The 25,829-nt window shown below is 54.7% G+C and carries 19 protein-coding genes; 5 read left to right on the top strand and 14 right to left on the bottom strand.

The window, feature by feature from the left end; all coding sequences use genetic code 11:
- The first annotated feature begins 171 nt into the window (after nt 1-171).
- From SV7mr_RS05655 to SV7mr_RS05640, 5 genes are all read left to right on the top strand, one after another.
- Nucleotides 172-1,788, top strand: a complete 1,617-nt coding sequence (locus SV7mr_RS05655; RefSeq protein WP_145270001.1) for a DcaP family trimeric outer membrane transporter — start codon at nt 172-174, stop codon at nt 1,786-1,788.
- A 255-nt stretch (nt 1,789-2,043) separates the two neighbouring features.
- The gene (locus SV7mr_RS05650; RefSeq protein ID WP_145269999.1) at nt 2,044-3,726 is read left to right on the top strand and encodes a patatin-like phospholipase family protein; all 1,683 of its coding nucleotides are present in this window, start codon (nt 2,044-2,046) and stop codon (nt 3,724-3,726) included.
- Nucleotides 3,720-3,860, top strand: coding sequence for a hypothetical protein (locus tag SV7mr_RS25100; RefSeq protein ID WP_419188145.1), 141 nt, complete (start codon nt 3,720-3,722; stop codon nt 3,858-3,860). Before SV7mr_RS05650 ends, SV7mr_RS25100 begins: the two co-directional genes overlap by 7 nt.
- Before the next feature lie 60 nt (nt 3,861-3,920).
- On the top strand, nt 3,921-4,139 hold the full coding sequence (locus tag SV7mr_RS05645) for a hypothetical protein (RefSeq protein WP_145269997.1): 219 nt from the start codon (nt 3,921-3,923) through the stop codon (nt 4,137-4,139).
- Between the two features lie 165 nt (nt 4,140-4,304).
- Nucleotides 4,305-5,651, top strand: a complete 1,347-nt coding sequence (locus tag SV7mr_RS05640; protein ID WP_145269996.1) for a DUF1552 domain-containing protein — start codon at nt 4,305-4,307, stop codon at nt 5,649-5,651.
- 101 nt (nt 5,652-5,752) lie between these two features.
- On the opposite strand, the gene SV7mr_RS05635 is transcribed toward SV7mr_RS05640, so the two are convergent.
- From SV7mr_RS05635 to SV7mr_RS05570, 14 genes are all read right to left on the bottom strand, one after another.
- Nucleotides 5,753-7,483, bottom strand: coding sequence for an arylsulfatase (locus SV7mr_RS05635; protein ID WP_419188144.1), 1,731 nt, complete (start codon nt 7,481-7,483; stop codon nt 5,753-5,755).
- A gap of 237 nt (nt 7,484-7,720) precedes the next feature.
- The gene (locus SV7mr_RS05630; RefSeq protein ID WP_419188143.1) at nt 7,721-8,725 is read right to left on the bottom strand and encodes a sugar phosphate isomerase/epimerase family protein; all 1,005 of its coding nucleotides are present in this window, start codon (nt 8,723-8,725) and stop codon (nt 7,721-7,723) included.
- Between the two features lie 95 nt (nt 8,726-8,820).
- On the bottom strand, nt 8,821-9,441 hold the full coding sequence (locus SV7mr_RS05625) for a DUF4254 domain-containing protein (protein ID WP_145269992.1): 621 nt from the start codon (nt 9,439-9,441) through the stop codon (nt 8,821-8,823).
- 278 nt (nt 9,442-9,719) lie between these two features.
- Nucleotides 9,720-10,727, bottom strand: coding sequence for a ketol-acid reductoisomerase (gene ilvC, locus SV7mr_RS05620; RefSeq protein WP_145269989.1), 1,008 nt, complete (start codon nt 10,725-10,727; stop codon nt 9,720-9,722).
- Between the two features lie 300 nt (nt 10,728-11,027).
- A complete protein-coding gene (gene ilvN, locus SV7mr_RS05615) occupies nt 11,028-11,582 on the bottom strand; it encodes an acetolactate synthase small subunit (RefSeq protein WP_145269987.1) in 555 nt (184 codons plus the stop codon).
- Between the two features lie 389 nt (nt 11,583-11,971).
- Complete coding sequence (locus SV7mr_RS05610) at nt 11,972-13,567, bottom strand: sulfite reductase subunit alpha (protein WP_145269985.1); 1,596 nt, start codon at nt 13,565-13,567, stop codon at nt 11,972-11,974.
- Nucleotides 13,568-13,631: 64 nt separating this feature from the next.
- Nucleotides 13,632-15,479 carry a NirA family protein gene (locus tag SV7mr_RS05605; RefSeq protein WP_145269983.1) on the bottom strand — a complete coding sequence of 616 codons (1,848 nt, stop codon included), beginning with the start codon at nt 15,477-15,479 and terminating at the stop codon, nt 13,632-13,634.
- Between the two features lie 108 nt (nt 15,480-15,587).
- Complete coding sequence (locus SV7mr_RS05600; RefSeq protein WP_419188450.1) at nt 15,588-17,756, bottom strand: molybdopterin oxidoreductase family protein; 2,169 nt, start codon at nt 17,754-17,756, stop codon at nt 15,588-15,590.
- Between the two features lie 111 nt (nt 17,757-17,867).
- Complete coding sequence (locus SV7mr_RS05595) at nt 17,868-19,616, bottom strand: DmsC/YnfH family molybdoenzyme membrane anchor subunit (protein WP_145269979.1); 1,749 nt, start codon at nt 19,614-19,616, stop codon at nt 17,868-17,870.
- Between the two features lie 45 nt (nt 19,617-19,661).
- The gene (locus SV7mr_RS05590) at nt 19,662-20,498 is read right to left on the bottom strand and encodes a GAF domain-containing protein (RefSeq protein WP_145269977.1); all 837 of its coding nucleotides are present in this window, start codon (nt 20,496-20,498) and stop codon (nt 19,662-19,664) included.
- A gap of 111 nt (nt 20,499-20,609) precedes the next feature.
- Nucleotides 20,610-21,458 carry an ABC transporter ATP-binding protein gene (locus SV7mr_RS05585; RefSeq protein WP_145269975.1) on the bottom strand — a complete coding sequence of 283 codons (849 nt, stop codon included), beginning with the start codon at nt 21,456-21,458 and terminating at the stop codon, nt 20,610-20,612.
- A 63-nt stretch (nt 21,459-21,521) separates the two neighbouring features.
- On the bottom strand, nt 21,522-22,466 hold the full coding sequence (locus SV7mr_RS05580; protein ID WP_145278088.1) for an ABC transporter ATP-binding protein: 945 nt from the start codon (nt 22,464-22,466) through the stop codon (nt 21,522-21,524).
- Nucleotides 22,467-22,489: 23 nt separating this feature from the next.
- Entirely contained in the window at nt 22,490-23,536 is a 1,047-nt protein-coding gene (locus tag SV7mr_RS05575; RefSeq protein ID WP_473163675.1) for an ABC transporter permease, read from the bottom strand.
- A 375-nt stretch (nt 23,537-23,911) separates the two neighbouring features.
- On the bottom strand, nt 23,912-25,387 hold the full coding sequence (locus SV7mr_RS05570; protein WP_419188449.1) for a CmpA/NrtA family ABC transporter substrate-binding protein: 1,476 nt from the start codon (nt 25,385-25,387) through the stop codon (nt 23,912-23,914).
- Nucleotides 25,388-25,829 lie beyond the last annotated feature (442 nt).

Below are 25,829 nucleotides of genomic sequence, written 5' to 3'. Positions count from 1 at the left end.
GCGGGCCGACATTGACAGGCGAAACTCAGCTTTCGTATCCACAGACAAGCGACTGCGTCTCGCTTCCCAACAACGCCTCTCTCGCTGCACGGATGCGCCAAAGTCAATGAAGGCTGGTGCGTTCACACAGCAGGGACCGCATTCACACGTTTTCCTGATACCAACGGCCAGATGTTCTTTGCAATCAAACGACCGCTGCATCACTGGATGCCTGGATTGACCAGCCTCTGGCTGGTGGCATGCTTGTTTGCAAGCAGTGTTCAAGGTGATGAACCGAAGACGGCGCCGGATTTCACGTCGCTGCCGGAGCTGATGACCATCTCGCCAGCCTCACCCATTGCCTTACCACCGATCACACAACCCGAATCGCCAACCATGACTTGGCAGCATCTCGATAGTGTGCCGATCAAGAACAGCTTCACTGATTCCCATTGGACTGCCGACCCATCCAACGACGCCCGACTGGAAGCTTCATGTAATGATGCGCCCGGCAATGATGCATCCGGTATCCAACCGCAGCAGCCCCAGTCCACCGTCACGCCCATCCCAACCGCCCCCAGCATGACGGGTCGGTTTCCAGTGATGCCAGCAATGCTGCAGGAAGATCTTCCGGCGCCGAGTCCCTCAATTTTGTTTGGCACCGGCGGTGTCGCTCTGCTCCCCGACAATAACGGACCGACCCAGGCAGCCAGTTTTGGCAGTGGCGTTGGCGTTGACTTTTACTCTGAACCGCTCTTTGAAGGCGGTCTATTGATTCGCGGAACCGACGCGGTGCTGAAGATTGGCGGATACGTCAAGACAGACTTCATCTATGACTTCAACCCCATTGATTCGCCTGATACGTTTATCACGACGGAGATCCCGGTCGGGGCGCCTCCACGCACCAACTATCGCATTCATGCTCGGCAAACCCGTTTGAGTTTAGACACGCGTTGGCGCACCGGTGGGGAAACGCTGAAGATGTATGTCGAAGCAGACTTTTTCAGTGACGGAGATCGCCTGCGACTGCGGCATGCCTATGGCAATGTCGGTGAATTCACCATTGGGCATACTTGGACCGCGTTTACCGATGTCGCTGCGGCTCCGCGAACCCTTGACTTTGAAGGTTCGGTTTCGTCAGTCAACCGGCGCAAGGCACTGATCCGTTGGAAACGAATCCTGGTCCCTGACCACCTTTCATGGTCACTTTCGATTGAAGACGCGTTGTTCGTCGTTGAAACGCTTCCTTTGGTATTAGGTGAATCACGTTCCCCCGTCCCAGATTTGGTCACCAACCTCAGGTACACCAACGATTGGACTTCATCACAGGTCGCGGTCCTGTTTCGTGAAGGTGGATTCCAACCCCTGGATCAACAAACGGTCCGTGGCGACGGCTGGGGCGTTAACTTGACATCCGTCGTCGCCTTGATCGACGAGTTCCAAGTGTATTCACAAATTCTTGTCGGTGACGGCATTGGCAGTTTCCGTAGCCTTCCCGATGCGGTCTATGACCCGTCGTTCGGCACGATCACCCAGCCTTTGTTTGGCTGGATGGTCGGCTGCACTGTGCAGTGGAGCGAAAAGTACAGCTCGAACTTCACCTATGCTGAAAACACACTCGACACCCAAGTCAGTGGGTTCGCCAATGATGTCGCTGAGACAAGCTATCTGGCGGCCAACCTGATCTGGAGCCCGGCCAAACGGGTCTATGCAGGCGTTGAGTATCTTTACGGCACCCGTCAAAACGCCGACGGGGCATCCGCAGACGCCAATCGACTGCAATTTTCCATTGTCTGCGTGCTTCCGTAGTCACAGGGACGGGGCGACAGTGTTGCCTGTCGTTGGATCTCCCTGATGACTTTGAAAGCGCAATCGGAACATTCCATCGATCCGGCCTGGTTGGCGCAAGCTGCAAACGCTGTGGGTTAGGCAAAACCCATCCTCCAACAAGTCAGTAGCCACTGCAAACCGAGGTTGGATGACCTTCTTTTGGTTTTCAAACGCTGGTCATGGCCCATGTTTATCTAAACATTGCAGATCGCGTTTGGACATGAGCACAAACAGATGACTCAATTTGGATTGGCACTCTCGGGGGGCGGTTTTCGGGCCAGCCTTTACCATCTTGGTGTGATTCGCTTTCTTCATGACGCCAATCTGCTGCAGAACATCTCTCACATTACCGCCGTCTCTGGCGGCAGCGTCACCGCGGCACATTTAATTTTGAATTGGGATCGTTACAACGGTGATCCCGACAGCTTTGACGACGCGGCGCGTGAGCTTGTCCAGTTTGTGCAAAAGGATGTTCGCAACAAGATCGTGCGACGTTTTCCGCTCGCTTCGGGTCTGAACATCCTGCGACAGTCCGTGCGGATGGGCAGCAAACGCAGTCTCACTCGGGCAGGGATGCTGGAATCCGATTACCGTCGTCACTTGTATGGTGATGTTGGCATGCTGGATCTTCCGGCAACACCACACGTTTTCCTGTTGTCGACCAACTTGAACGAAGGCTCGCTTTGCGCCTTTCACCAAGGGGGCATGCTGATGCAGCGTCGCCGGGCGAACGGTGACTTGCATTTCGAACAGATCGATGCTGGCTTGACGACGGTTGCGACCGCCGTTGCCGCCTCATCAGCGTTCCCCGGCTTCTTCCCGCCCATGGAACTCTCAGCGGCCAATCTTGGCGCTCGAGAATCGGACTTTCGCAAACTCTCCCTGACTGATGGCGGCATCTATGACAACATTGGTCTGCGAATGTTCCATTATTTGCGAGGCAAGGAACTACGCAACCAATATCATGCCGACGAACTGAAACGGATCTTCGTTTCCAACGCCGGCGCCACGTTCAAGATTCGTTCTGAAGGTCGTGCCGGTGGCCTGGTTGTCACGGCACTGCGTTCCACCGACATTCTGCTTGACCGCGTCAATCAATTAGAAGACGAAGCATTTCGTGGCTTTGAGAATGCCGTCTTCTTCCCAATCACCCAAACGGTCGAATCGGAGTTCGCAGCGCTCAACCTGCCGCGTTCGATTCAAAAACAGATCGCCTTTATTCGTACCGACATGGATCATTTCAGTGACTTGGAAGTCGACCTCTTGGTTCGACACGGCTACGCCGTTGCCAAATCGATCTGCGAAGAAAAACTGAGCGACGAACTGGCTACGCCGGTCAAGCAAGTGACTTGGAGCCCGCTCAAGCAATCTCGATCGACCTCCCCCTCGCTTCCGAAACTCCCCCAGTCCGAACCCGCTTCACGAACAGCCTCGCCAATGATTCAAGCGGGTCGTGAACTGCGTGGATCATCATCACGCAGTGTCTTTTCCACCCTGTTTGATGGGCGCGATTGGTCAAGCTACTTCTGGATCCCTGTGCTGCTTGTTGTGTTGCTAGCGCCACCGATGGTGCTTTATCGCACGATGAAAAAGTCGCGAACGCAAAGTCAAGTGTTGCAGGCCATTCAGAGCACCAGTCCCGTCTACAATCAAATCATTCGGCTTCTGTCATTGCCAGGCCCCCCGGAGATCGCCACGCCACCGGTGGAGATTGTCGATCAAATCCAAGGTCTTCAGACGACGGGATTCGATGCCATCATGGACCATCGAATCATCGACCTGAGAAAATGGGACGGCACTGAACAGAAAGACATTGCCCCGTACATGTATGCCAGGGTCAAGTTGTTGCGTCAGGAAGATTCGGTTGATGGGCATCTGATTCTTAGCAGCGACGTCTGCGCCACAGCCCCATGGTGAACTCGCTCTCACCGAATTTGGATTTTGTGTTTCGCAAGACAAGACCGGTCGATGGAAACTGTGCCTGGGAGATGGATTTTGACTTGTCAGAGGTTCCCGTCGGCAAGGAAGTCGATTTAATTCTCGAAGGGTAACTTGCTCCAGACGCGGCTTCATCCTCCGGCGGACAAGCCGAGTTCGAGATGCAAATCGTGATGGACACCAACATCACTCAGGTTTGGCTGCTGCTGCCTCAGGGACGCGCCTACAATCGCTTTGAAATCACCTCCTTTCCAATCGACCAACCGGGTGAACGCAAAACCGTGATTCCCAATAGCATCGTCAACCTTCCCGCAGGCTCGATGGTCTCTTTTCAGCTAATCAATCCCAAAGAACACCACCGCTATCAGTGCAAGTGGAACTGGACGGATTAGCCAATCGGCACAGCACACCGCCATCGAGCGACCGGATCGCACAACGATTGTCGGGCCGAACGGGATTTGTGCGGTGATTTTGTGTATAGTGGTGGTTTTCCACGGCACTGGCACACGGTTGCCAACCATGCCTGTTCTCTTTTGTCCTGGAACGGAATCACCACGATGACTGTCTCGCGAAGGCGTTTTTTGCATGGCCTGGGCGGCACCGCTTTGGCTTTGCCAGCACTAGAAAGCATTGCCCCAGGCGCCACCCTGGCCGCAGCGGCACCGCCGTTGCGAATGGCACACTTCTACGTGCCCATCGGAGTCGTTCGCCGCGGTTTCTTTCCCGGTGAAGCCGAGCATGTGATCCCCAAAGGCAATCTCGGCAATGTGATGAGTTCGTTGGGTCAACAGGACCCCAACTACGGTGTCAAACCGCTCGACGAGTTGACGCCGACCATGCAGCCGCTGGAACCGTTCAAAGATCAAATCAATCTGATCACCGGCATGGACCGAACTTTTCAGCAGGGAACGGACGTGCATGCACAGTGCGCCTCGTGTTATCTAAGTAGCGCCAAACCCTATACGATTGAAGGCACCGCCTGGCCGCTGGATCGGACGCTCGACCATTTGGTCGCCGATCAAATTGGCACCACCACTCCATTTCGCACACTTGAATTCAGCTGCAATAGCCACCGCGACAACAAAGAATCCATCTACTTTGACAACATTTCCTGGTACGGCACGGGCCACTTAGCACCTTCGGTCCGGGATCCGCGCAAGATGTATCAGCGTCTCTTTTCGACCAGCGAGGTCGCAAAGTACCGGGACATCACCAGTCTCGTCCTGGAAGACGCTCGCAGTCTGCAACGCAACCTAGGCAAAGAAGATCGCAACAAGTTCAATGAGTACTTTGAATCCATTCGAGCGATCGAAAACCAAATGAATCGCTTGGAACAAATGCGTGGAGAGTTATCGCGCGTTGACTTTGAATTGCCCACCGCGTCCTACCTGCCACGCGGAGACTACATTCGCTTAATGGGCGACTTAATGGTCACCGCACTGCAAACCGGATTGACCAACGTCTCCACCTTCATGGTCGGCCCAGAACGCTGGGACACACCGTACATGTTTGATGGCCTGTTCGATAAACCTCGCAGCCATCACCAAATGTCTCACAATCAAACCAAGATGATCGACGATCTCCTAAGAGTCGATCGCTTCCACATGGAACAGTTTGCCTACTTGGTCGGCCGGATGAAGAGCATCTGCGAATCCGATGGTAGCTCGCTGCTGGATAACACCCTGTTTACCTATGGTTCAGGCCTGGGCGATGGATCCACGCACCAGTACAACGACCTGCCCATCATTGTTGCCGGTGGCGGGGATCGCGTTCGCAAACAGCAACACATTCATATGCCCGAAGGCACACCGCTGGCCAACCTATGGCTGACTCAGGCAAAACTGCTGGGGCTCACGATGGATCAGTTTGCCGACAGCAACGGCCTGATCAGCGATCTAACGTAAGGCCTTCAAACGCTCGATCCGCGAAAGGTTCGTCCAGTGCGCGCGGCAATGACATCACACTCGTCGGGTACCGCGCTTGCACGCACCAATGAACTCCTGGCCTACTTGGGGCGTTTGGGATTCAGTGGCAACACGTTTGCTCGTTCGGCATAGGCTTGCCATGCTGCGGCTAGCTCTTTTGCTTTGGCTGGTTTGGATTCTGCCAAATCGTGCTGCTCACTCCGATCGTTGCTCAGATCGTACAGTTCCCATTTTCCCTTGGCACCACGTGCAACCAACTTGTAATTGCCCATGCGCACCGCACGGTTGCCTTCGTGTTCCCAGAACAAAGCACGCTCGGGAATTTGCTGACCACGAAAGGTTGGCGCCAAGCTCTTGCCCTCCATGGGCTTGATCGCTTGGCCACCGTGAGCCGTCTTGGGATAGGTGGCTTGTCCGACATCGACCGCGGTGGCCATCAAGTCAACCAAGTGCCCGGGAGTGGAATCCAACTCGCCTTGGCGTTTGACCTGATTGGGCCAGTGCACGATCAAAGGTGTCGAGATACCGCCCTCGTGCGTGTAATGCTTAAACAGACGAAACGGCGTATTGGAAACCGTCGCCCAGGCTCCGCCGTAGCCGATATACGTGTCTGCGCCGCCAGCCATGACACCTTTTCCAACTCGTACCGGATAGCCATCACGCGTCTGACGAGGCTGCATTTGTGGCTGCAGATAATCCTTGGCCAGTGGCTCCAACGTTGGCTTATCGGCACGCGGCTTTCCCTTCGGTCCGCGACCGTAGTTTTCTGCACAACCACCATTATCTTGAAAGAAACAGATCAGAGTGTTTTCAAATTCACCGGTGTCTTTCAAGGCACCAACGATACGCCCAATGCCTTGATCCATGCTGTCAACCATCGCAGCATAGACTTCCATGTTGCGTTTGTCCCAATCCCAGAACTCGGTTTCTTTCAAGCGCTCCTCAATGGGAAAAAGCTCCGTCGCATCGGGGTCAATCACCCCTAGCTTGATCATTTTTTCATAGCGAGCTTTCCGAATGGCATCGTATCCAGCATCATACTTCCCTGCGTACTTCGCGATGTCCTTGTCCAACGCATGCATTGGCCAGTGAGCAGCCGTGAATGAGACATACATAAAGAACGGCTGTTCACCATCATCGACATGATGCTCTTGAATGAACCGGACGGCATGATCGGCAATGGCATCCGTGTAGTAGTACTGCCCATTGGCTTGTTGCTCTGGACCGTACTCGGGATCATCGGCAGGTGAAATGTATTGGTTATCGCGCGTTAGCGTGTTGGGATCAAAGAAACTGCCAGCTCCATGAATGGTTCCGTAGAAACGATCGAACCCACGTTGCAGCGGCCAGTTTTTCTTGTCCGCGTCACTTTTAGGGTCAATCTTCTTGGTCACATGCCACTTCCCCGAAAGGTAAGTTCGATAACCAGCCGGACGCAAGGCTTCCGCGATCGTCACGCAGTTACGATTCAAATCGCCTCGGTATCCATCGTGGCCACGATCACTCATCATGTGCCCGATGCCCGCTTGGTGAGGGTACAAACCGCTCAGCAAACTGGCCCGCGTCGGACAACAACGCGCAGTGTTGTAAAACTGCGTGTAACGAATCCCAGAGTCGGCCAGTTGATTCAAGTTGGGCGTGTCAATTTCACTGCCGTAACAACCAATATCCGAATACCCCATGTCATCAGACATGATGTAAATGATATTTGGCTTTGACGATGGTTCAGCAGCGGAAACCCGTGCATGAGGCAAACGACAAAAAACAGCCAGCAGCAAGCCAGCGAACAACATGAATCGCGAACAACGCATCAGAGGCACTCGGCAGGAGGATGAGAAAGGATGCAGAAACTGCATCGGTGGGATTTTGCTAGTTTAACCGACCGCCGCTCGATTGCTAGCTAGATCAATTGCCACTGGATTGAGATCGGTTGGCAATCCAATCGCAGCCGAAAAGAAGACGGCGGTGGAAAGATTGCCGCGTGCGGGCCCCAATCTGGCGTGCCATCCCAGATGAGACGGGACGCGTCTACCGCCGGGCAGTGCCTGCTATTTGACAAGCGGGGAAAGGTTGCGGTAACAGACCTTGGCAGCCTGAATCGGGTCGTATCCGGGCTGCTTAGAAACTTGGCTACTGACCTCGCAATTGATATCCCCGCGATAGCCACCGCGGTGCAAGAGCCGAATCAATTGTGCAAAATCAATCGTCCCCGCTTCACCGGGCAAACAGAATCTCACTCGTTCACCTTCTTGGACGGCATCCTTCACCGCGACATGCGCGATGTACGGCAACGACTGCTGGACCGTCTGCGCCAAATCAAGATCACGAAACGCGTAATGGCTGTAGTCATAAACCATCCGCAACCGCTGAGGCTTGCCGAGCTGATCGAACAACCACAGCGCATCGGCTGGCTTGGACACCACGCCTCCACGATGCGGCTTGATTGCAATCACAACCTCTTGTTGATTGGCGAGCTCAACCCATTGTCCCAAGTTGTCTCGCAGTTGCTGACGCAGCTTCAGAAAGTCTCCGCCGCCAAGCACCGTTTGGATCACGGGTGGATGTTGCGGCGAAAGGTCGTGGGCCAACTGAGCGGCTAACTTCAATCGCACCAAGGCCGCTGGCTGCTGCGATTTCAAAGGAAACACGTGCTCCATCAACGAAGTCAAACGCAGCTTTGCATCGGCAAGCTTGCTGGCAATCACATCGCGGCGAGCCATGGCAAGCGCTGCCGAGTCAGCATCGACGCCTTTGCGAACGCATAACTCAACACTGTCATACCCTATTTGGCCAAGCACCTCAATTGCTTGCTCAGTCTTGACTGACGGCATGCCATAGGTGCTAAAACCAAGCAGGCAACGCTGACCGTCAGACGCACCCAAATCCTGTCCCCTTACATCGCGTCTTGGCCAAGCGAGTGTCGAGAGCGCCACTGCCGATCCAAAACCAACGATCTGCCGCCGAGAAACTTGACCACCGGATTGCTGATCAGACGCTTGATCGGACGCTTGATCGGAAAGAGTCACGTCAGCAGGAACAGCAGATGAAGTCATCAGAGGACCAAAAACAGAGGAAGCAGGGCAGGGACCTTCGGTGCAGTGCAGCATCATTCGCACCACTGCCTTCTCATCACCCCGCCGCAGGGCCCTTATCCGGCTTTGGACTGAGCTTGATAGATTTCGGGGTTCAGTGACGGATCATTGTACATCTTCATCTGCCGATAGGTGCGATGTTGCTTTCGACCGGCCAACAAATCATCGATCAATTGCTGCAGCGAAACAGAGAGATCGGCGTGCTGTTGCTGACAAAGTGCGATCCGTCCAGCGACTTTATCCTGATGCTCCTGATCAATGCCTTCGCGCTCAAACTGCTCCTGGTAGTGATACAATCGCAGCGACATGATGGACAAACGATCGATCGCGCTACCGGCGGTTTCGGTGTTGATCGGCGCCTGATTGCTTGCCCGAACTTGCAACTGAGACAACACATCGGTGATCGCGTCATCCAGCTTTTCAATCATGTCATTGCGTTGCTGGTTCAGCTTGTCGATCGCCCGCTTGACCTTTGCAATCACGGCATCGTCGGCGGTGGGACTACGGGCAATGTCCTCCTGGTGCCACAAACGATAGTTGTGTTCGTGCTGCTGACAGACGAGGGCAAGAAATCCAGACTGTGTGTTGGCGATCGGCTCTTGGTGCCAAAGCGCCACGGTATCAATCTGCAACTGAGTGATTTGCTCAACGGTGGGCAACGATTCAGAATGCGACATGGGGACCTCGAACGAGAGAAGACTGCAGGCAGCGGGAGATGCAGTCATTGTGCGTTCTAGCCATTGCCAACGCGATACCAATCCGCTTGGGGGGGCTCAAAATGAGCAATCTCCCTCATGACCGACACCGCGAGCAGAGCGGTGCCCGTCGCAGAGGCGGCTAGCCTCTGCAACCCACGAATCTGAGTCCCGAGCAGCCCCACAAAAGCGGCAGAATGCCGCTTCGGCAGATTCCCCAAAAGCGACGGAGGACGCCGCTTTTACGGGGCGAGCCCCAATCAGGAAGGCTCTTTGTCGTCAATCCACGACATCATTCGACGTAGACCGCGACCCACTTGCTCAACACCGTGCTCGCGTTCGCGACGACGGGTTGCCTTGAAGTAAGCGGCGCCACCACGGTTTTCCAGAATCCAGTTACGAGCGAAGGTACCGTTTTGGATCTCTTCCAAAACGCGTTTCATCTCGGCCTTGGTTTCGGCGGTAATGATACGCGGGCCAGTGACATAGTCACCGTATTCAGCGGTGTTGCTAATGCTGTAACGCATGTAGCTCAAGCCGCCTTCGTACAGCAAGTCAACGATCAGCTTCAGTTCGTGCATGCACTCGAAATAAGCCATTTCAGGCTGGTAACCAGCTTCGACCAAGGTCTCGAAACCAGCTTTCACCAATTCGCTCACGCCACCGCAAAGCACAACTTGTTCGCCGAACAAGTCGGTTTCGGTTTCTTCCATGAAGCTGGTCTCGATGACGCCACCGCGTGTTCCACCGATGCCTTTGGCGTAGGCCAAACCGATTTGCTTGGTCTCTTCGGAAGCACCTTCGCCCAATGCGATCAACGAAGGAACTCCGCCCCCTTTTTCATACTCGCTTCGCACCAAGTGGCCAGGGCCCTTGGGAGCGACCAACAAGGCATCAATTCCTGCTGGAGGAGTGATTTGTTGGAAGTGAATGTTAAAGCCGTGTGAGCACATCAAGATGTTGCCATCTTCCAAGTTAGGCGCGATGTCAGCGTCGTAGACATCGGCCTGCACTTCATCGGGCAGCAAGATGTTAATGACGTCAGCTTCTTTGGTCGCGTCAGCGATGGACTTGGGCTGGAAACCGTGAGAGACGGCCAGGTCGTAGTTTGCTGAACCTGGACGTTGACCAATGATCACGTTGACGCCACTGTCACGCAGGTTTTGCGCTTGAGCGTGACCCTGGGAACCGTATCCCAAAATCGCAACGGTCTTGCCTTTCAAGTGCGACAGATCGGCGTCGTTGTCGTAATAAACTTTGGCTGCCATGGAATTGCTTGTTTTGTTAGGAAAGGAAGGAAACGGGCTGAACGACAAGGACCGCCTCACTGAGGCCAGATCGCTGGTCGAACAACGACTTTGAATAGGGGTGAAGCCAAAGATCAATTCGTCGCTTTGGCGATGCTAACTGGAACCGTCGGTACTCCATTGCTGTTGCCGCTTTGCAACTTCAGATGAAAACCAACTGCCACCAAACGGTGGCTCACTTGATGGCTGGCAAAAGACATGTCAGGGCCTCGGCGACAATCAAAACCGAGTGACAAGACAAATCTTTAGAAGCGAACTCGATCAGGCAATCACGCGGCTGTTCTGGCCAACGGCTGCCGCAGAGCTGTCGCTACGAACCATTGCCACACGACCGGTGCGAACCAGTTCGGTGATCCCGTAGGGACGCACACGTTCAATGAACGCCTGCACCTTGTTCTCCCGACCACTGATCTCAATCATCAACTCTTCAGGGCCCACATCAACGATGCGACCGCGGAAGATGTCAACCAGTTCGCGAATCTCAGCGCGTCGAGGTCCTGACGGCGCCTGAACTTTGACCAACAACAGGTCTCGTTCCACATAGTCTGATGCACTGACATCAATCACCTTGACCACCGTGACAATCTTTTCCAGTTGCTTACGCACTTGTTCCAAGACTCGGTTGTCCCCGACGACAACAAATGTCATTCGAGAAAGCACAGGGTTTTCGGTTTCACCGACTGCCAAGGAGTCGATGTTGAAGCCACGCGAGGCAAGCATCCCAGAGATATGGGCGAGTACCCCGGGAACGTTCTGTACCAGCGCGGAAAGAACGTGTCGCTGAGTGGGGCTGGGCATCAGTCCAGATTTGACCATGTTAGAGGGGAAAACAATTCGGGAACATTCCCGGATTTTGGGCCCAGAATCATAAGATTGGCCAGCCAAAGCGACAAGGGGCCTGCTACACAGGGGCTGCAAAACCACCCTAAAAAGCGACGTCGCTGCCGAACGGCAAGCCCCCTACGAATCACAATCCCCTTTATCCGACCCTCAGCGGGCATCGACCGCCATTGAATCAGCTGACCGACGCCCACACGGGACGCTTGACGGGGGTTTTCCTGGGCCGCTGGAAGCGACCGATGGAGAGGGCGATTTGCGAACGCTCCGTTGTTGCCGCTCAGGCAGCTTGACCGTCCCGCGGCGTCTGCGTTTCCACACGTTTCCCAACGACCTACGCCAGGACAAACAGGAGACAGCAGCATTGGCTAATAAACGTCACGGACGTATCGCTTGTCCGCCGACAACTGCTTCAGATACGCCTGTGCGTCATCCAGTGACAGCCCTGCCTGATCGGCAATGATCTCGACCAAAGCACGATCCACGTCAACGGCCATGCGTTTGGCATCACCACACACATAGAACACGGCGCCACGTTCGAGCCACCGGTACAACTCCTCTGCCTGCTGACGCATGCGATCCTGCACATAGACTTTGCTTTCACCGTCCCGACTGAACGCCGTGTCCAACCGGTTCAGTGTGCCATCGGACGTATAGGAATCTAACTCTTCCTTGTAGAGAAAGTCACAACTCTCGTGTTGGTCGCCAAAGAACAGCCAGTTATCACCGGGTGCTGCGGTGGCTTTACGTTCTTGCAAGAATGCCAGGAATGGTGCGACCCCCGTCCCAGGCCCGACCATGATCATCGGAACATCGTTTTTTTCTGGGACAGTGAATCCGCCATGGTTCGGCTGGGTGAACACACGAATCGAATCGCCGGGGCTCAATCGTTCGGCCAACATCGTGCTCGCGACACCTTTTCGCAATCGGCCCTCACGATCATAAGCGACTTTGCCAACCGTCAGACACACTTGATTGCCAACTTGCTTTTGACTGCTGGCGATTGAGTACAGCCTGGCATTCATCGGGCCTAAGGTTTCCAGGAACGACTTCACATCGACTGGCATTCCTTGCACTTCTTGCAAGACATCCAGCACGTCATAGCCTTCTGGAACACCATCTTCCAGCATCGCAACCAAGCGTCCTTTGACACTTGAATCGCGAACATCGCTGATCATCAGTTCCAGCAGTTCGTCACTGGGATCTTTCAAACAATAATGATGACAGAGCGCATCAAGCAGCTGCACCTCTGACCCATCGGAAACGGTCACCAAGGACTGGGGATCAGCTTCGATGCACTGGATCACCTGCTTGGCCAAGTCGCAACAGTTACTGGGATAGACTCCTAACGCGTCGCCGACTTCGTAGTGAATGCCGGAATCAGCCAAGTCAATCACCACGTGGCGAGTGTCTTTTGCGGATCCCGGTCCATTCAGCGGACGCGACTCCAGCAAGGTGGCTTCGTAGGGACGCTTGCGGCTATAGCCACTATCGGCACTTGGCTCGGTCGACTTCGCTGCCCCCGTCGATGCTCCGCCTGACGCTTTAACGAGCTTTTTGACCATCTTGGCGGTTTCTTTGCCGCCGGGACTGCAAAGGGTGAGGTTGGATTCTTCTCCCGAGGCGATCGCTTCAGCATAGGTCTGACACAGATAGCCGCAGGAACCGCAATTCAGTTGCGCCATCGCCGCCATCAACTGACGTTCCATTGGCCTCTCTTTTGCCAACTCCATGCGATCAACGATTGGCAACGAATCGTCATGCCAGGGAAAATCTTCTTCTTCAGCAGCCTCGATGGCCTGCTGAGGTTCCAGCGTGTTCAGGCCTCCTGCCGCAGCAACCTGCATTGCCGCTGCCGAGTCCCCGCTGGACTGCATTCCCATCATGCCGGAAAAGAAACCGTTCAACCAAGCCCGTTGCTCTTTGGTGAACGGCGCTGATTCGGGAATTAAGCTCGTAGACATGGATCACTCAAAAGAAAAAAATAGAACGCGGGAAGTGGGAACAAACAACGGCAGTCAAGTCAGATCAGTCCATCGCCGGCTGGCAATTTTCCTCCGGCACCGGGAAACCATCCATTGCTTGTAGCTCTTGATCGCTATGCCGTGCAGTAAACGCGACGAATGACTCGCCGTCGTGACGCTGTTGAAGATAAGCCGAGATCACCGAAGCCAATTTCGCTGGGACATCACTGAAGGCAACGGACTCAAAAACCAAGCGACCGATACCTTGATTCATCCCCCAACCGCCACCGAAATGAATGTGATAGCCGTCGACCATGTCGTCGCCCTGTTCAACCTTGCAGCCCAACAAGCCAATGTCACCGATATAGTGCTGAGCACAACTGTGATGACAGCCCGTCAAATGCAAATTGATCGGCACGTCGAGGTCGAATCGAGATTCCAGAAAATCCGCTAAGAACATGCCATGAGTTTTGGTTTCGGCCGCCGCAAACTTGCAACCGCCACTGCCCGTACAGGCAACCAATCCGGCGCGAAAACTGCTAGCTTCATAACCCAGCCCCATCTCCACTAAGGCATCCTTGACCCGCTGAACATCCTGTTCCTCAATGTCAGGTAGGATCAGGTTTTGCCAGACGGTCAAGCGAATTTCTCCACTGCCGTAGCGTCGACTCAGCAGAGCCAGTTGCCGCGCCTGCTGGCTGGTGAGCCGGCCCACCGGCAGCACAACGCCGACGTACTGTTTCCCGGGCTGTTTTTGAGCGTGAAAACCGATGTGAGCCAAACGATCCTCAACTGTCGACTTTGTGAGCCGGGCCTCATCGCACCTGGGCAGCGGATCACCGAGCTCCTGTTCGACCTCCGTGATGAAGCGTTCGAAGCCCCAATCGTCCAGAACGTATTTGAGGCGTGCCTTCTTGCGATCGGTCCGATCACCACTGCGAACAAAGACGCGCACAATCGCCCCGGCGACCTGCACGCACTGATCCGCTCTCAATAGTACGCCGGTGGGTCGGGCAAAGTCGCAATGCCCAGTGATCCCACCTAACGTCAACTGAAAGTAAATGCCAGCAGGGAACTCTGCGTCACTGTTTTCTTCATTGATCTTCACGGCATGAAAGCCGATGTCATTCGTGTCGTCCAAAGCGCTAATGGTTCCGCCACCATCAAACGCGATATTGAACTTTCGCGGCAAGCCAAACATCTCGCGATGGTTCAGGATGTAATGATGCATGCGCCGTGCAAGCGGGATCGTTTCAATGAACTCGTGAGGATCGATTCCCGACAGCGGACTGGCGGTGCAGTTGCGAATGTTGTCCCCTCCAGCACCAAGATTGATGACGTCCAGGTCGCGCAGGCCATACAGGATGTTCATCGCCTGATCGGCTGGGATTTCACGGTACTGCAGATTGGCGCGAGTGGTGACATCTAAATAGCCGCCAGCTGATTGATCAGCCAGATCAGCCAGTCCTTGCAACTGCCACGCGGTCAGCAATCCACCGGGAAGTCGCATGCGGCACATGAAACTGTTTTGCGCCGGAGCAACGTAGAACATGCCATGAAACTTGGTCAGAAAAACATCCGTTCCTTTGGGAAATTCGCCCGCGTCAGCGCGCTGTTGGATTTCGGACCACATGTCCAAGGGGTTCTTCTCTCGTTTCGCTTTTTCCTCGTTGCACAGACGATCGCCACGATCGAGCACCTCCTGCTGAGCCTGCCAAGCGATCTGTTCCGGACCGGCCGGTGCGGAGGGCGCGGCCGCACCGATGGTTAACTCAGTCGCTTTGCCGGTCGCTGGCGCAGCGGAGTTACTGACAACAGGCAAACCACTGACAGCACGAGCAACATCGGATCCAAAAGCAAATCCGGAAAGGAACTGTTTTTGCTCTTCGCTAAATGACTCTTTCTCAGACATTGGTAAATGCTAATTTCGGCGACGATCTTGAAAAGGAACTGGTTTGAACGGGGGCGATTACGATCCCACATGCTTCCGCGATGACAACGCTGACGGTGAAGACGGCCGTCAAGAAACACGGGGAACAATCGCGACGGCACAGTCCTTAAAACTGGGCTGTCGGGAATGGGGATCAAAATGACTTAGGGTGAGACGGTTGGTCACTTCATAGTGCATGGGCATGAAGACTTGGCCCGACTGGACGGTCGGGGTGACCATTGCCAACACGTCGACTTTCCCCCGTCGTGAAATCACAGTGACGCCATCACCGTTGGCAATTCCAATCTGCTTTGCGTCATGCGGATGGATTTCGACATAGGGATTTTGCGGATACAGTTTGCCCAGGACCAGGCTCTTTCCAGTCCTGGTCTGAGTATGCCACTGGCTGACGGTGCCACGGCCAGAGAGCAATAGAAACGGATAGTCTTCGCAGGGCGCCTCGGGCATTGGGCTGGGGCGTTCAACAATCAAACGTGCCTTGCCGTCCTGATGAAGAAACTTCCCGTCGGCGAATAAGCGTCGCTGCTGCTCAGGGGTCCGATGGCGTTTGGCATCGTCACGCGACCACGGCCATTGAATTCCACCACATTGATCAAGCTGTCGATAACCATCGATCCCAGTGAGATCGTTGGGCCGTCCTGCACTGAGCTCTTGCATGGTTTGGAACACAGCCTCTGGAGCGTCCCATTTTTCAAACATTTCCGGCACACCCCAGTACTGAGCAACGGCGCGAAAGATCTGAAAATCAGCCAGCGCTTCACCGGGGGCTTTGCGAACCTTTTTCAGCAAACCATAGCGACGCTCGCTGTTGATGAACGTGCCCTCTTTTTCTCCCCAGCCTGCCGCGGGCAAAACCAAGTCCGCCTGCACGGCGGTCTCGGTGCTGTGATACATGTCTTGGACGACCAAGAAATCGAGCTGATCGAGCAACTCTCGACATTGGTCTTGATCAATCCAGCTGTGTGCGGGATTGGTCGCAATCACCCACAACCCTTTAATTTCGTCGTTCTTAATGCCTTCGATGATTCGATCATAGGACCAACTGGGCTGATCAGGGATTCGCTGTGAATCGATGCCCAGAATGGAAGCCACCCGATTTCGGTCTTCAGCGGACTCGAAACGATGATGTCCAAGCAGGTTGGTGGTGTTGGACCACAGGCGTGACCCCATCGCATTGCACTGTCCGGTGATACTGTTGGCGCCCGTTCCTGGGCGGCCAATGTTCCCGGTGATTAAGGCTAGATTGATGATCGCTTGCGCGGTCCGTGTGCCTTGATAACTCTGATTGACGCCCATGGTCCACCACAGCGATGCCGCCTTGGCGTGGGCGATCGATTCCGCAGCCCGACGCAGGGTGTGCACCGACAAACCGCTGCGTTGGGCAACCTGTTCGGGAGTGTAAGGCTGCACGTGCTTGGCCAAAGCCTCAAACCCATTGGTATGAGCTTCGATAAAGTCTCGATCAATCCAACCGTTCTCAATGATGACCTGAGTGATGGCATACAAGACCTCAAGATCGCTCTTGGGCTGCAACTGCAGGTGCTGCGTCGCCGCCATCGCGGTCTCGGTTCGACGCGGATCCAGGACAATGATCTCGGGATCATTTTGGTTGCGTAGCACACGTTCCCACATGATCGGGTGACCGATACAGGGATTGCTACCAACAAACACCAAGCAGTCGCTTTGCTCGAAATCATCATACGTGTAGGGCGGCGCATCAAAGCCGAACGATTCTTTATAAGCCGTGACTGCGGTTGCCATGCACTGACGCGTGTTCCCATCGCCATGCAGCATGCCCATGCCGAACTTGGCCAAGGCTCCCAGGTAAGCCATCTCCTCACAGGGAATCTGTCCGGTGCTGAGAAACGCAACCGAGTGATCGCCATGCTGTTCCTGAATCGCTTTGAATCGGCTGACGAATGTCTTCAGCGCAGTGTCCCAGTCGACGCGTTCTTGCGGCTGCCCCTTGCCCGCTCGCAGCAACGGCGACGTCGCTCGGTCATCCGCATCCAGTACCTCCAAGGCCTCCCAGCCTTTGGGACAGGCCATACCGAGGTTGACTGGATATTGAGTTTCTGGAGTTAATCCAACCGCTTGTCCATCACGAACATGTAACCGCAGCCCGCATCCAGTTGCACAGTATCCACAGGTCGCCGTGGTGGTCTGATCTGCCTTCATCGAAGCGTGCGTCATTCCCAACCCATGACGGCCGGGCTCCAACAGCAACTGCCGGGTCATCTTACCCGTTCGAGCCTGCAGGAGTTGCGGCAATCGAACCGGCCGCTTCACTTCTGCATCAACCGGCTTGGTCAAATCATTTTCTTTGGCGAGACTCATTGCGGTTTTCCTTTACAGTGTTCCTGGCATGCGGTCATGAACGACGCTTTGGAAATACAAAATGCGTTCCAAGCACTCACTGAAAATCAAACTTGCCGCAGCAATCGCTAACAGCCCGGCACCAAAACCAGCCAGCAACAAGACCGTGAAAGCACCGACAACTGCGAACACGATTGACACATAGGCCAACCAATTTCGTAGACGCAGTGACTTGACCAAACGCTTATGAATCAAGTTGCGACTGCGTTGGTCGTAGGTGTCTCCATCGACAGCGGTTTCACCGAACAGTCGGGCCTCGCCAATCAGTTTGACAATCAAGCAGACAACGCCCAGCACCGCTAACCAACTGGCCGCCGCGGAGAATCCAGCAAACGCCATCAGAGAAGCACTGACCATTGCACCACCGATCACCATGGTGCCAAAGAACCGAGGCAATGTTCGAGCGGGCCGCCACAGTTGACGCTGTGTGGCGATGTAAATCATCGCGCTACAGTACAGCCCGGCTAATCCGATCACGATCGCCCCCAGCAGCGCTGCTCGCCCCAACCACGACGGGATGGCGTCCACAGGCAGCCAGCTAGGCAGTCCATCATCCAGATAGTTTTCCAGTTCAGGTAGGGCATAAAGCCCAATTCCCAAGGCCAGGATGCCGACGAACTTACCCAGCACCACAGCCTCGCGACTGAGCCAACTTGTCCGCAGTCCCAGAAAGACGCGCCACATCCTGAGCGGTTGCCCCAAGTGCATCGGCGCGATCCCCAAACCAACATGGCTGACCGCAAACCCCAGCACCGCAGCGATCAGCGTGACCGTTGCCGGGATTGCCACACCGCCGATGGCTGCCACTCCAGCAACCAGCGATTCGCAAACCAAGACTCCCACACCGACCTGCGTGGCCACAAGCATCAATGCAAGTGGCCAATGGCTTTCTGCCACCACATCCATGCGATCATCTTGTGGGCGTGCCAACCTGGGATCAATGGGCTGCTCAGCGACATAGCGTGTCGTGGGCGATGTTATCTGTGACGCGGGTGCGGAGGGGACCAGTGTCGACAACTCGGGGCTGTCAAGCGTTCGCCCGGTCGGAACGATGCGAATCTTAATCGCCTCATTGGGACAGGACTGCACACAGGCGGGCGCCTCACCAACAGCAAGCCGTTGGTAACACATGTCGCACTTTCGCACGATCCCCAAGCGATCGCTATATTGCGGCACCTCATAGGGACACATCATGGTGCAATACTTGCAACCGATGCACTGATCATCCAAGTGCCGAACGATGCCCGTGATCGGGTCTTTTTCGTACGCTTTCACCGGGCATCCATTGAGACAGCCTGGATCTTCGCAGTGATGACAAGCGGTTGTCACGTGCTGAATGGCGGCAATGCCTGACTGCTGTGAATCGATCGGCGGTGTCGCTGGGTCCTGTGTCGCTGGGTCCTCATCCCCGATCACCAGCGTGCCAACTTTTCGCCAAGCCTCGTCTTCCTCCAAACCGTTCATGGTATGGCAGGCAACCACACAGGCTTTGCAACCACTGCAAGCGTCCAAATCAACCTCAAACGCCAACTGCTGACCGGGACCAGGCGGCGTTGCAGGCAAGAGTTGTCGATAATACTGCTCTTGAGCAGGAGCGTCGTGATCGGCATCGCCCTGGTGCCACTGGCTAAACTCTTCGACCGCAGTCAGTTGCTGCTGTTCCTGCAGCAATTGATCTAGCAAGGTCGGGTTCGGCTGAACAACGGGAAGCGTAGCGCTCATAAGACGTGACGAGTGTGAACAACAATTATTCGCGAGACAAAAAACTTAAGCAACACAGACCAACACCGAATGGACTTGATCGCCTTGGTAGAACGGAATCGCAATCCCCATTCCGCTGCCAGCTTCACAGCCGTCGCGTCCGATCCATAAACGCTCCGATTGCTCGCCCGTCACAACCGCCCCCTGTTGCAAAGCCAGATCGACCAAGGAGGGCGGTGAGCCGGCCGCAGCGACTGGCACTTTGGCACCGATCTCCAACCGCATGTCGTCGCTGACGCGTTGATACGCCGCTTGCGTTAGCGTGAACTGATCACCGTCGGGATGCCAAACTTCATAAGCCTTGGCAATCGGAAATGCGTCGGAACTAATCAACAGCACCGACGCCAAGAACTCTTCATCCGCCACCGGCATGCCGATGGCAAGTTGAAGCGAATCGGCCGAGGCACCCGCGGCTCGCAAAAAACCGGGATGGCTAGGCAAGTTATCGTGAATGATGCAGTCTCGGTTCTCCCACACCTGCCCCGGAAGCCCCGACCCTTTTTCAAAACGCACATAAGCACTGACATTCTGAAACCGCTCCATGGCTCCAAAGTACCCCAGCGTCAACGACAGCTCATCGTAAACGCCAATCGGTTGCCAAACTTCCATCACGCACAGCGTTTGCTGATCGCAATGCGCCAGAAAACCCGCCATTGAAACGATCTGGCCCTCTTTGTAAACCGGCACCGTCATCGCAACAGAGCCGTCGGTCGCAAGGTCACTTTTCTTGATCGCCGGCAAGCCCGTGGAGAGCGACTCCTGTGCGGCAGCATCAACGACGGGCACGCCGCTTGTAGCGACCATTCCCGCGGAATCGAGCTCAACGGCAAGGAACTGTGACATGAAATTGGTAATCGACAGAGAAACTGAAGGCATTGACGACAACGATCAAAGAGATGACGAAAAGGGAATGAAGGACGTGCAGCCCGAACCGAGCGGGCAGCAAAGCACCCACTAAACGCTAACGGCTTGCTGCGATTCCTCAGCTTGCTTTTGCTGAAGCTTCTCCGCATCCTGCTTCATCTTTTTATGATCCTGTTCCTCCAAGAACGAGATCATGTCTCCTCGCAACTTGTAGTACTCTGGATGCTCAAGCACTTCACTGCGCACACGAGGTCGCTCGAAGGGCATCTCAAAGACTTTGCCGACCCGAGCGCGAGGCCCGTTGGTCATCATCACCACCTTGTCGCTCATGAACAACGCCTCATCAACGTCGTGAGTGATCATCAGCGTGGTCACCTTGTCACGAATCAAAATTTCAAGCAGAACCTCTTGCAGCTCCATTCGCGTCAGCGAATCCAGCATCCCGAAGGGCTCGTCGAGCAATAGCATGTTTGGCTTGAGCGCAAAGGCGCGCGCAATTCCAACTCGCTGCTGCATCCCTTGACTGAGCGAACTGGCACGAACATCCAGACTGTTGCCTAGCCCCACGAGCGTCAGGTAGTAAGCTGCGATGTCATGCCGCTGACTCTTGGTCCCGTGTGGATAAACCTGATTGACCCCCAGCAGGACGTTTTCCAGGGCGGTCATCCAAGGCATCAGACAAGGCGATTGAAACACCACACCACGATCAGGGCCGGGGCCATCGATTTCGTGATTGGCAACCACGATCCCACCATGGGAAATCGGATTCAAACCAGCAGCCATCGTCAAGACGGTACTCTTGCCACAGCCGCTATGGCCAAGCAGGCAAACGTATTCGCCCTTGTCCATGTTGAGGTTAAAATCTTCAACGATCACCGCAGGACCGTTGGGCGTGTCATAGGTTTTCCCCAACCGATAAAATTCGACGTAACCAGCCATGAAGGAGACTCAATGAAAAGGATTGATAGGAGATTGCAACGCGTTTCCGACAGGCGAGATGAATTAAATCGGAGCGTTCAAGATTGCCTTGCTTGGCAACCGCATTGACCTTGGTTTTAGATCGGGCAACTGGATCGGCGGCTGTTCCGATGCCATCTGCTGTTCGTCGCGTGACTTTTGCCGCACCGCCACCAGGTAGTTGGTGACAGCGTTCCGCAAGCCTTTGAATTGCGGACTATCGTTGAGCGCCGTTTTGTTCCGTGGACGATCCAGCTGCACCGCAAACGCCGGCCCCAGTGAAGCATTCGGCCCTGCATTCAAGGGGACAATGCGATCGGCCAGCAAGATGGCTTCGTCAACGTCGTTGGTAATCAACAAACACGTTTGGCGTTCTTCTTCCCAGATCTTCAGAATCTCTTCCTGCAGAACGCTTCGAGTCAGCGCATCGAGCGCCGACAAAGGTTCGTCCAAGAGCAGCACCTTGGGCTTCATGGCCAAGGTTCGAGCCAATGAAACACGCTGCCGCATGCCGCCAGACAATTCATGCGGACGTCGATGCACCGCGTGCGTCAGCCCGACCATTTCAATAAACTTTTCCACGTGAGCTCGACGATCGGCTTTCGACCAATGCTGAAACACACGATCGACCGAGAGCGAGATATTGCCTCGCACTGTCAGCCAGGGCAAGAGCGAATAGTTTTGGAAAACAATGCCACGCTCCTGGCTGGGGCCGATAATGGGCTGGCCTTCCATTTCCAATGTCCCAGAGTCGGGCGTTTCCAACCCTGCCAACATTTTTGTCAGCGTTGACTTTCCACTGCCAGAGAACCCAACGACTGCCAGGAACTCGCCCTGACGCAAATTGAGATTAATGTTCTCCAGCACCTCCACCCGTGACTCACCGCTACCGTATCCCTTGCACACCTGTTTCATTGAAATCAGTGCTGGCGGTGCCGGCGCTCGCACACCGGTCTTTGGCCTCGCTTCATCTGAGACTGCAACATTCATCATGCTCTTTCCTGACCTGGTGACTAGGCGGTTTGTGGATTGCCAAAGCTGACAAGGTTTCGCAAGCAAATCATGATGCGATCGAGGAACAGTCCAATCAATCCAATCACAATCACAATCACGCTAAACGCGATGCGTGCGATGGCGACCTGACTGTTGTTCTGATATTCATCCCAAACAAACTTTCCCAGCCCCGGGTTCTGAGCCAACATGTCAGCGGCGATCAGGACCATCCATCCAACCCCCAGGCTGATTCGCATGCCAGCGAACATTAACGGCAAGCTTGCTGGCAAGATAATTTTGTAAAGCTGCTGCGACCAAGACAGACGCAACACCTTGGCGACATTCATGTAATCCTGATCCACGCTGGCCACACCCAACGTTGTGTTGACCAATGTGGGCCACAACGAACACAGGCAAACTGTGATCGCCGATGTCAAGAAAGCGATCGGCAACCAGGGCTCGCCGCTGCTAGAGAGCGACAGAATGACCAGCATCGCCAAGGGCAACCAAGCCAGTGGGCTAACAGGCTTAAAGACCTGAATCAGCGGAGTGATGGCAGCATTGAACCAGGGGCTCATTCCACACAACACGCCCAGCGGAACCGCGATCAAGGTGGCGATGATAAAACCGAACGCAACGGTTTTCAGCGAGTTGAAGATCTGATCGATAAACGATGGGGCACTCGAAGGCCTGTAGTTGGCAGCCGCTACAGCTCGTTTCTTCAACACGGCCGCGTTGGCCAACAGCATCTCTTTTTGCTGGCCGGACACCGTCTGAGCCTTTTTCTCAGCTGCCGCAGATTTCTGCATGAGCTGAACGGCTTCGATTTTCTTTTCTCGACGAGCCTCTGCATCCAATCGCTTTTGATCGAAGTGAGCACTGATCAGTTTGCCGCCTTCAGAGAAGGTCTTGACCGGACCGGGCAACGAAACACTGTTGGCAACGATGTGCTTGGAAGCCAATCCCCAGAAACCTAGAAACACCGCAATCGCCAACGCGGGAACAAGGATGTACTTGGCAATTTCCTTGAGCTGTTCTTTGGGATCCTCTCCCGCGACGAGCCGCACGAAGGGCTCCAAGATCGGGAGTCCCGCCACTTTACAAAATTTCAAACCTACTGCGCGCCAATTCATTTCCTTTATGCCTCTTTTGTATCGCCTATCATTTCCTTCCAGCCCGGCAAACACGGCCCATCAACGCCTTGCCAAACTGCTTGAACGCTCACATGCCTGCCTCGCATGCCACTTCGCGCTCCTCTCATTTCTTTCGTCACATTCGCCGACCGAGAAGGATGGACATCCTTCCCAAGCCAAGCGATGCTCCCGCGCCAACGACTGGGCCAGGTGAGTGCACCGGAGCCTCACCTGCCCCAATTGATGTCGCGGCCAGACATCTATCAACAATGTTGACAGATCCTGAATTCAATCCCCCGCGAGGAGGACTTATTGCTTTTCAAGTTCAGCTGCTTCCTTGTTGCCGATCGCAAAGCTGTTGATGTAACCGATAGGATCCTTGGCGTCATATGCGTTGCCGTCGATGAATGCATCGGTGGGCTCGCGATAGCCGTCATAACCAGCCTTAGGCAAATCGGTTTCCTCAAGCTTGCCTTCGCTGATCAGCATCTCGGCAGCCTGACGATAAATCTCAGGCTTGTAGATCTCTTTGGCTTTTTCGGCGTACCAGCTCGCTGGCTTGCTCTCGCCGATCTGTCCCCAGCGACGCATTTGAGTCAAGAACCAAATACAGTCACTGTAGTGCGGATAACTGGCGTAGCCTTCGAAGAAGACATTGAACTCAGGCATGCTACGCACGTCGGTTTTCTGGAAGATAAACGTTCCCGTCATGCTGTTGGCGATCACGTCTTCCTCTGCACCAACGTACCTGGCATCGCTAAGAATCTTGGCCGCTTCAATGCGGTTCAGGAATTCACCTTTCTCATCTTTCGCGTCCAACCACTTACCGGCTCGGATCAGCGCCTTGACGACAGCCAAGTGAGTATTGGGATGCTTGTCAGCCCATTCTTTGGAAACACCAAAGACCTTTTCTGGATTGTTATTCCAAATGTCGTAGTTCGTCGTGACCGGAACACCGATTCCGGTTGCAACGGCGACTTGGTTCCAAGGCTCGCCGACGCAGTATCCAAAGATGGTTCCACCCTCGAGCGTTTTCGGCATCTGTGGTGGAGGCGTCACGCTGAGCTCAACCTCAGCATCAACCACGCCTTTCGCATCGTCTTCACCGGTGTACATACCAGGGTGAATACCAGCCGAAGCCAACCAGTAGCGAATCTCATAGTTGTGAGTACTGACGGGGAAAACCATTCCCATTGGGAACGGACGTCCTTTCGCAGCCTTGTACTCTGCAACAACCGGCTTCAGGCTGTCTGCAACAATGGGGTGCTTAGGAGTTGGCGACTTCAGCGCGGGATCAACTTCCTGCATCTTGGCCCAAACTTCATTACTGACAGTGATTCCGTTTCCGTTGTAGTCCAAGCTGTAAGCGGTCACGATAGGAGCGCTTGCACCAACGCCAATCGACGCCCCAATTGGCTGACCGGCCAGCATGTGTGCACCGTCCAATTCGCCGCTGATCACTCGGTTCAACAGGTCGCGCCAGTTGGACTGAGCTTCAACCTTGACGTTCAAACCTTCGTCGTCAAAGAACCCTTTCTCTTTGGCGATCACCAAAGGGGCACAGTCGGTGAGTTTGATAAACCCAAACTGAAGATCCGTCTTTTCCAAATCCAAGATGACCTGATCGCTACCGCCCTCTGCGGCTTCGCCTGACATTTCATCGAGTTCAGCAGCCGCCTTCTCCAAATCCTCCACTGAGATCTTTGACGAAGAACATCCACCGAGAACGACGGCGGCAAGGAAGAGCCCCAGAAAAGAAAACAAAACTTGACCCGACCGAACCATGCGGCGGACTTCACGTCGCTTTGGCGATGGACTCATCTGAATCACTGTTTGCACAACACAATAGTCCTAGAAAATATCCGTTCGGCGCTGACAACGTGCGCAGAGATCGATGAAACAGACCTAAAGTCACCGCCATGAATGCAAGTCTTCTAAAATGTTCTGATCAAAAACCGCCTCATGTCCCCGATGCCAATGTCTTTGGCATCGGATTGAGAGTTTTGATTATTGTTCAGGGCAACTACCGTTCCGCAAAGTGCTGATTTGGCACAAGCCCCCTTCAACCAGGCTCCAGGCACCCATTAAAGGCCGATTAGGCGAGGGAACTCCCCCGTTGCCAAGTTGCACGAAATCTCGCTCGCGACCAGGCGTTCCTGGTCAGGTGCCTGTTCCATTGACATTTCAGCCGATGACCTGCATGACTTTCACGCAGAGGGAGACCGAC

It is taken from the genome of Stieleria bergensis (genome assembly GCA_007745635.1).
GTDB classification, from domain to species: domain Bacteria; phylum Planctomycetota; class Planctomycetia; order Pirellulales; family Pirellulaceae; genus Stieleria; species Stieleria bergensis.
This window is presented reverse-complemented; position numbering and strand designations above follow the sequence as displayed.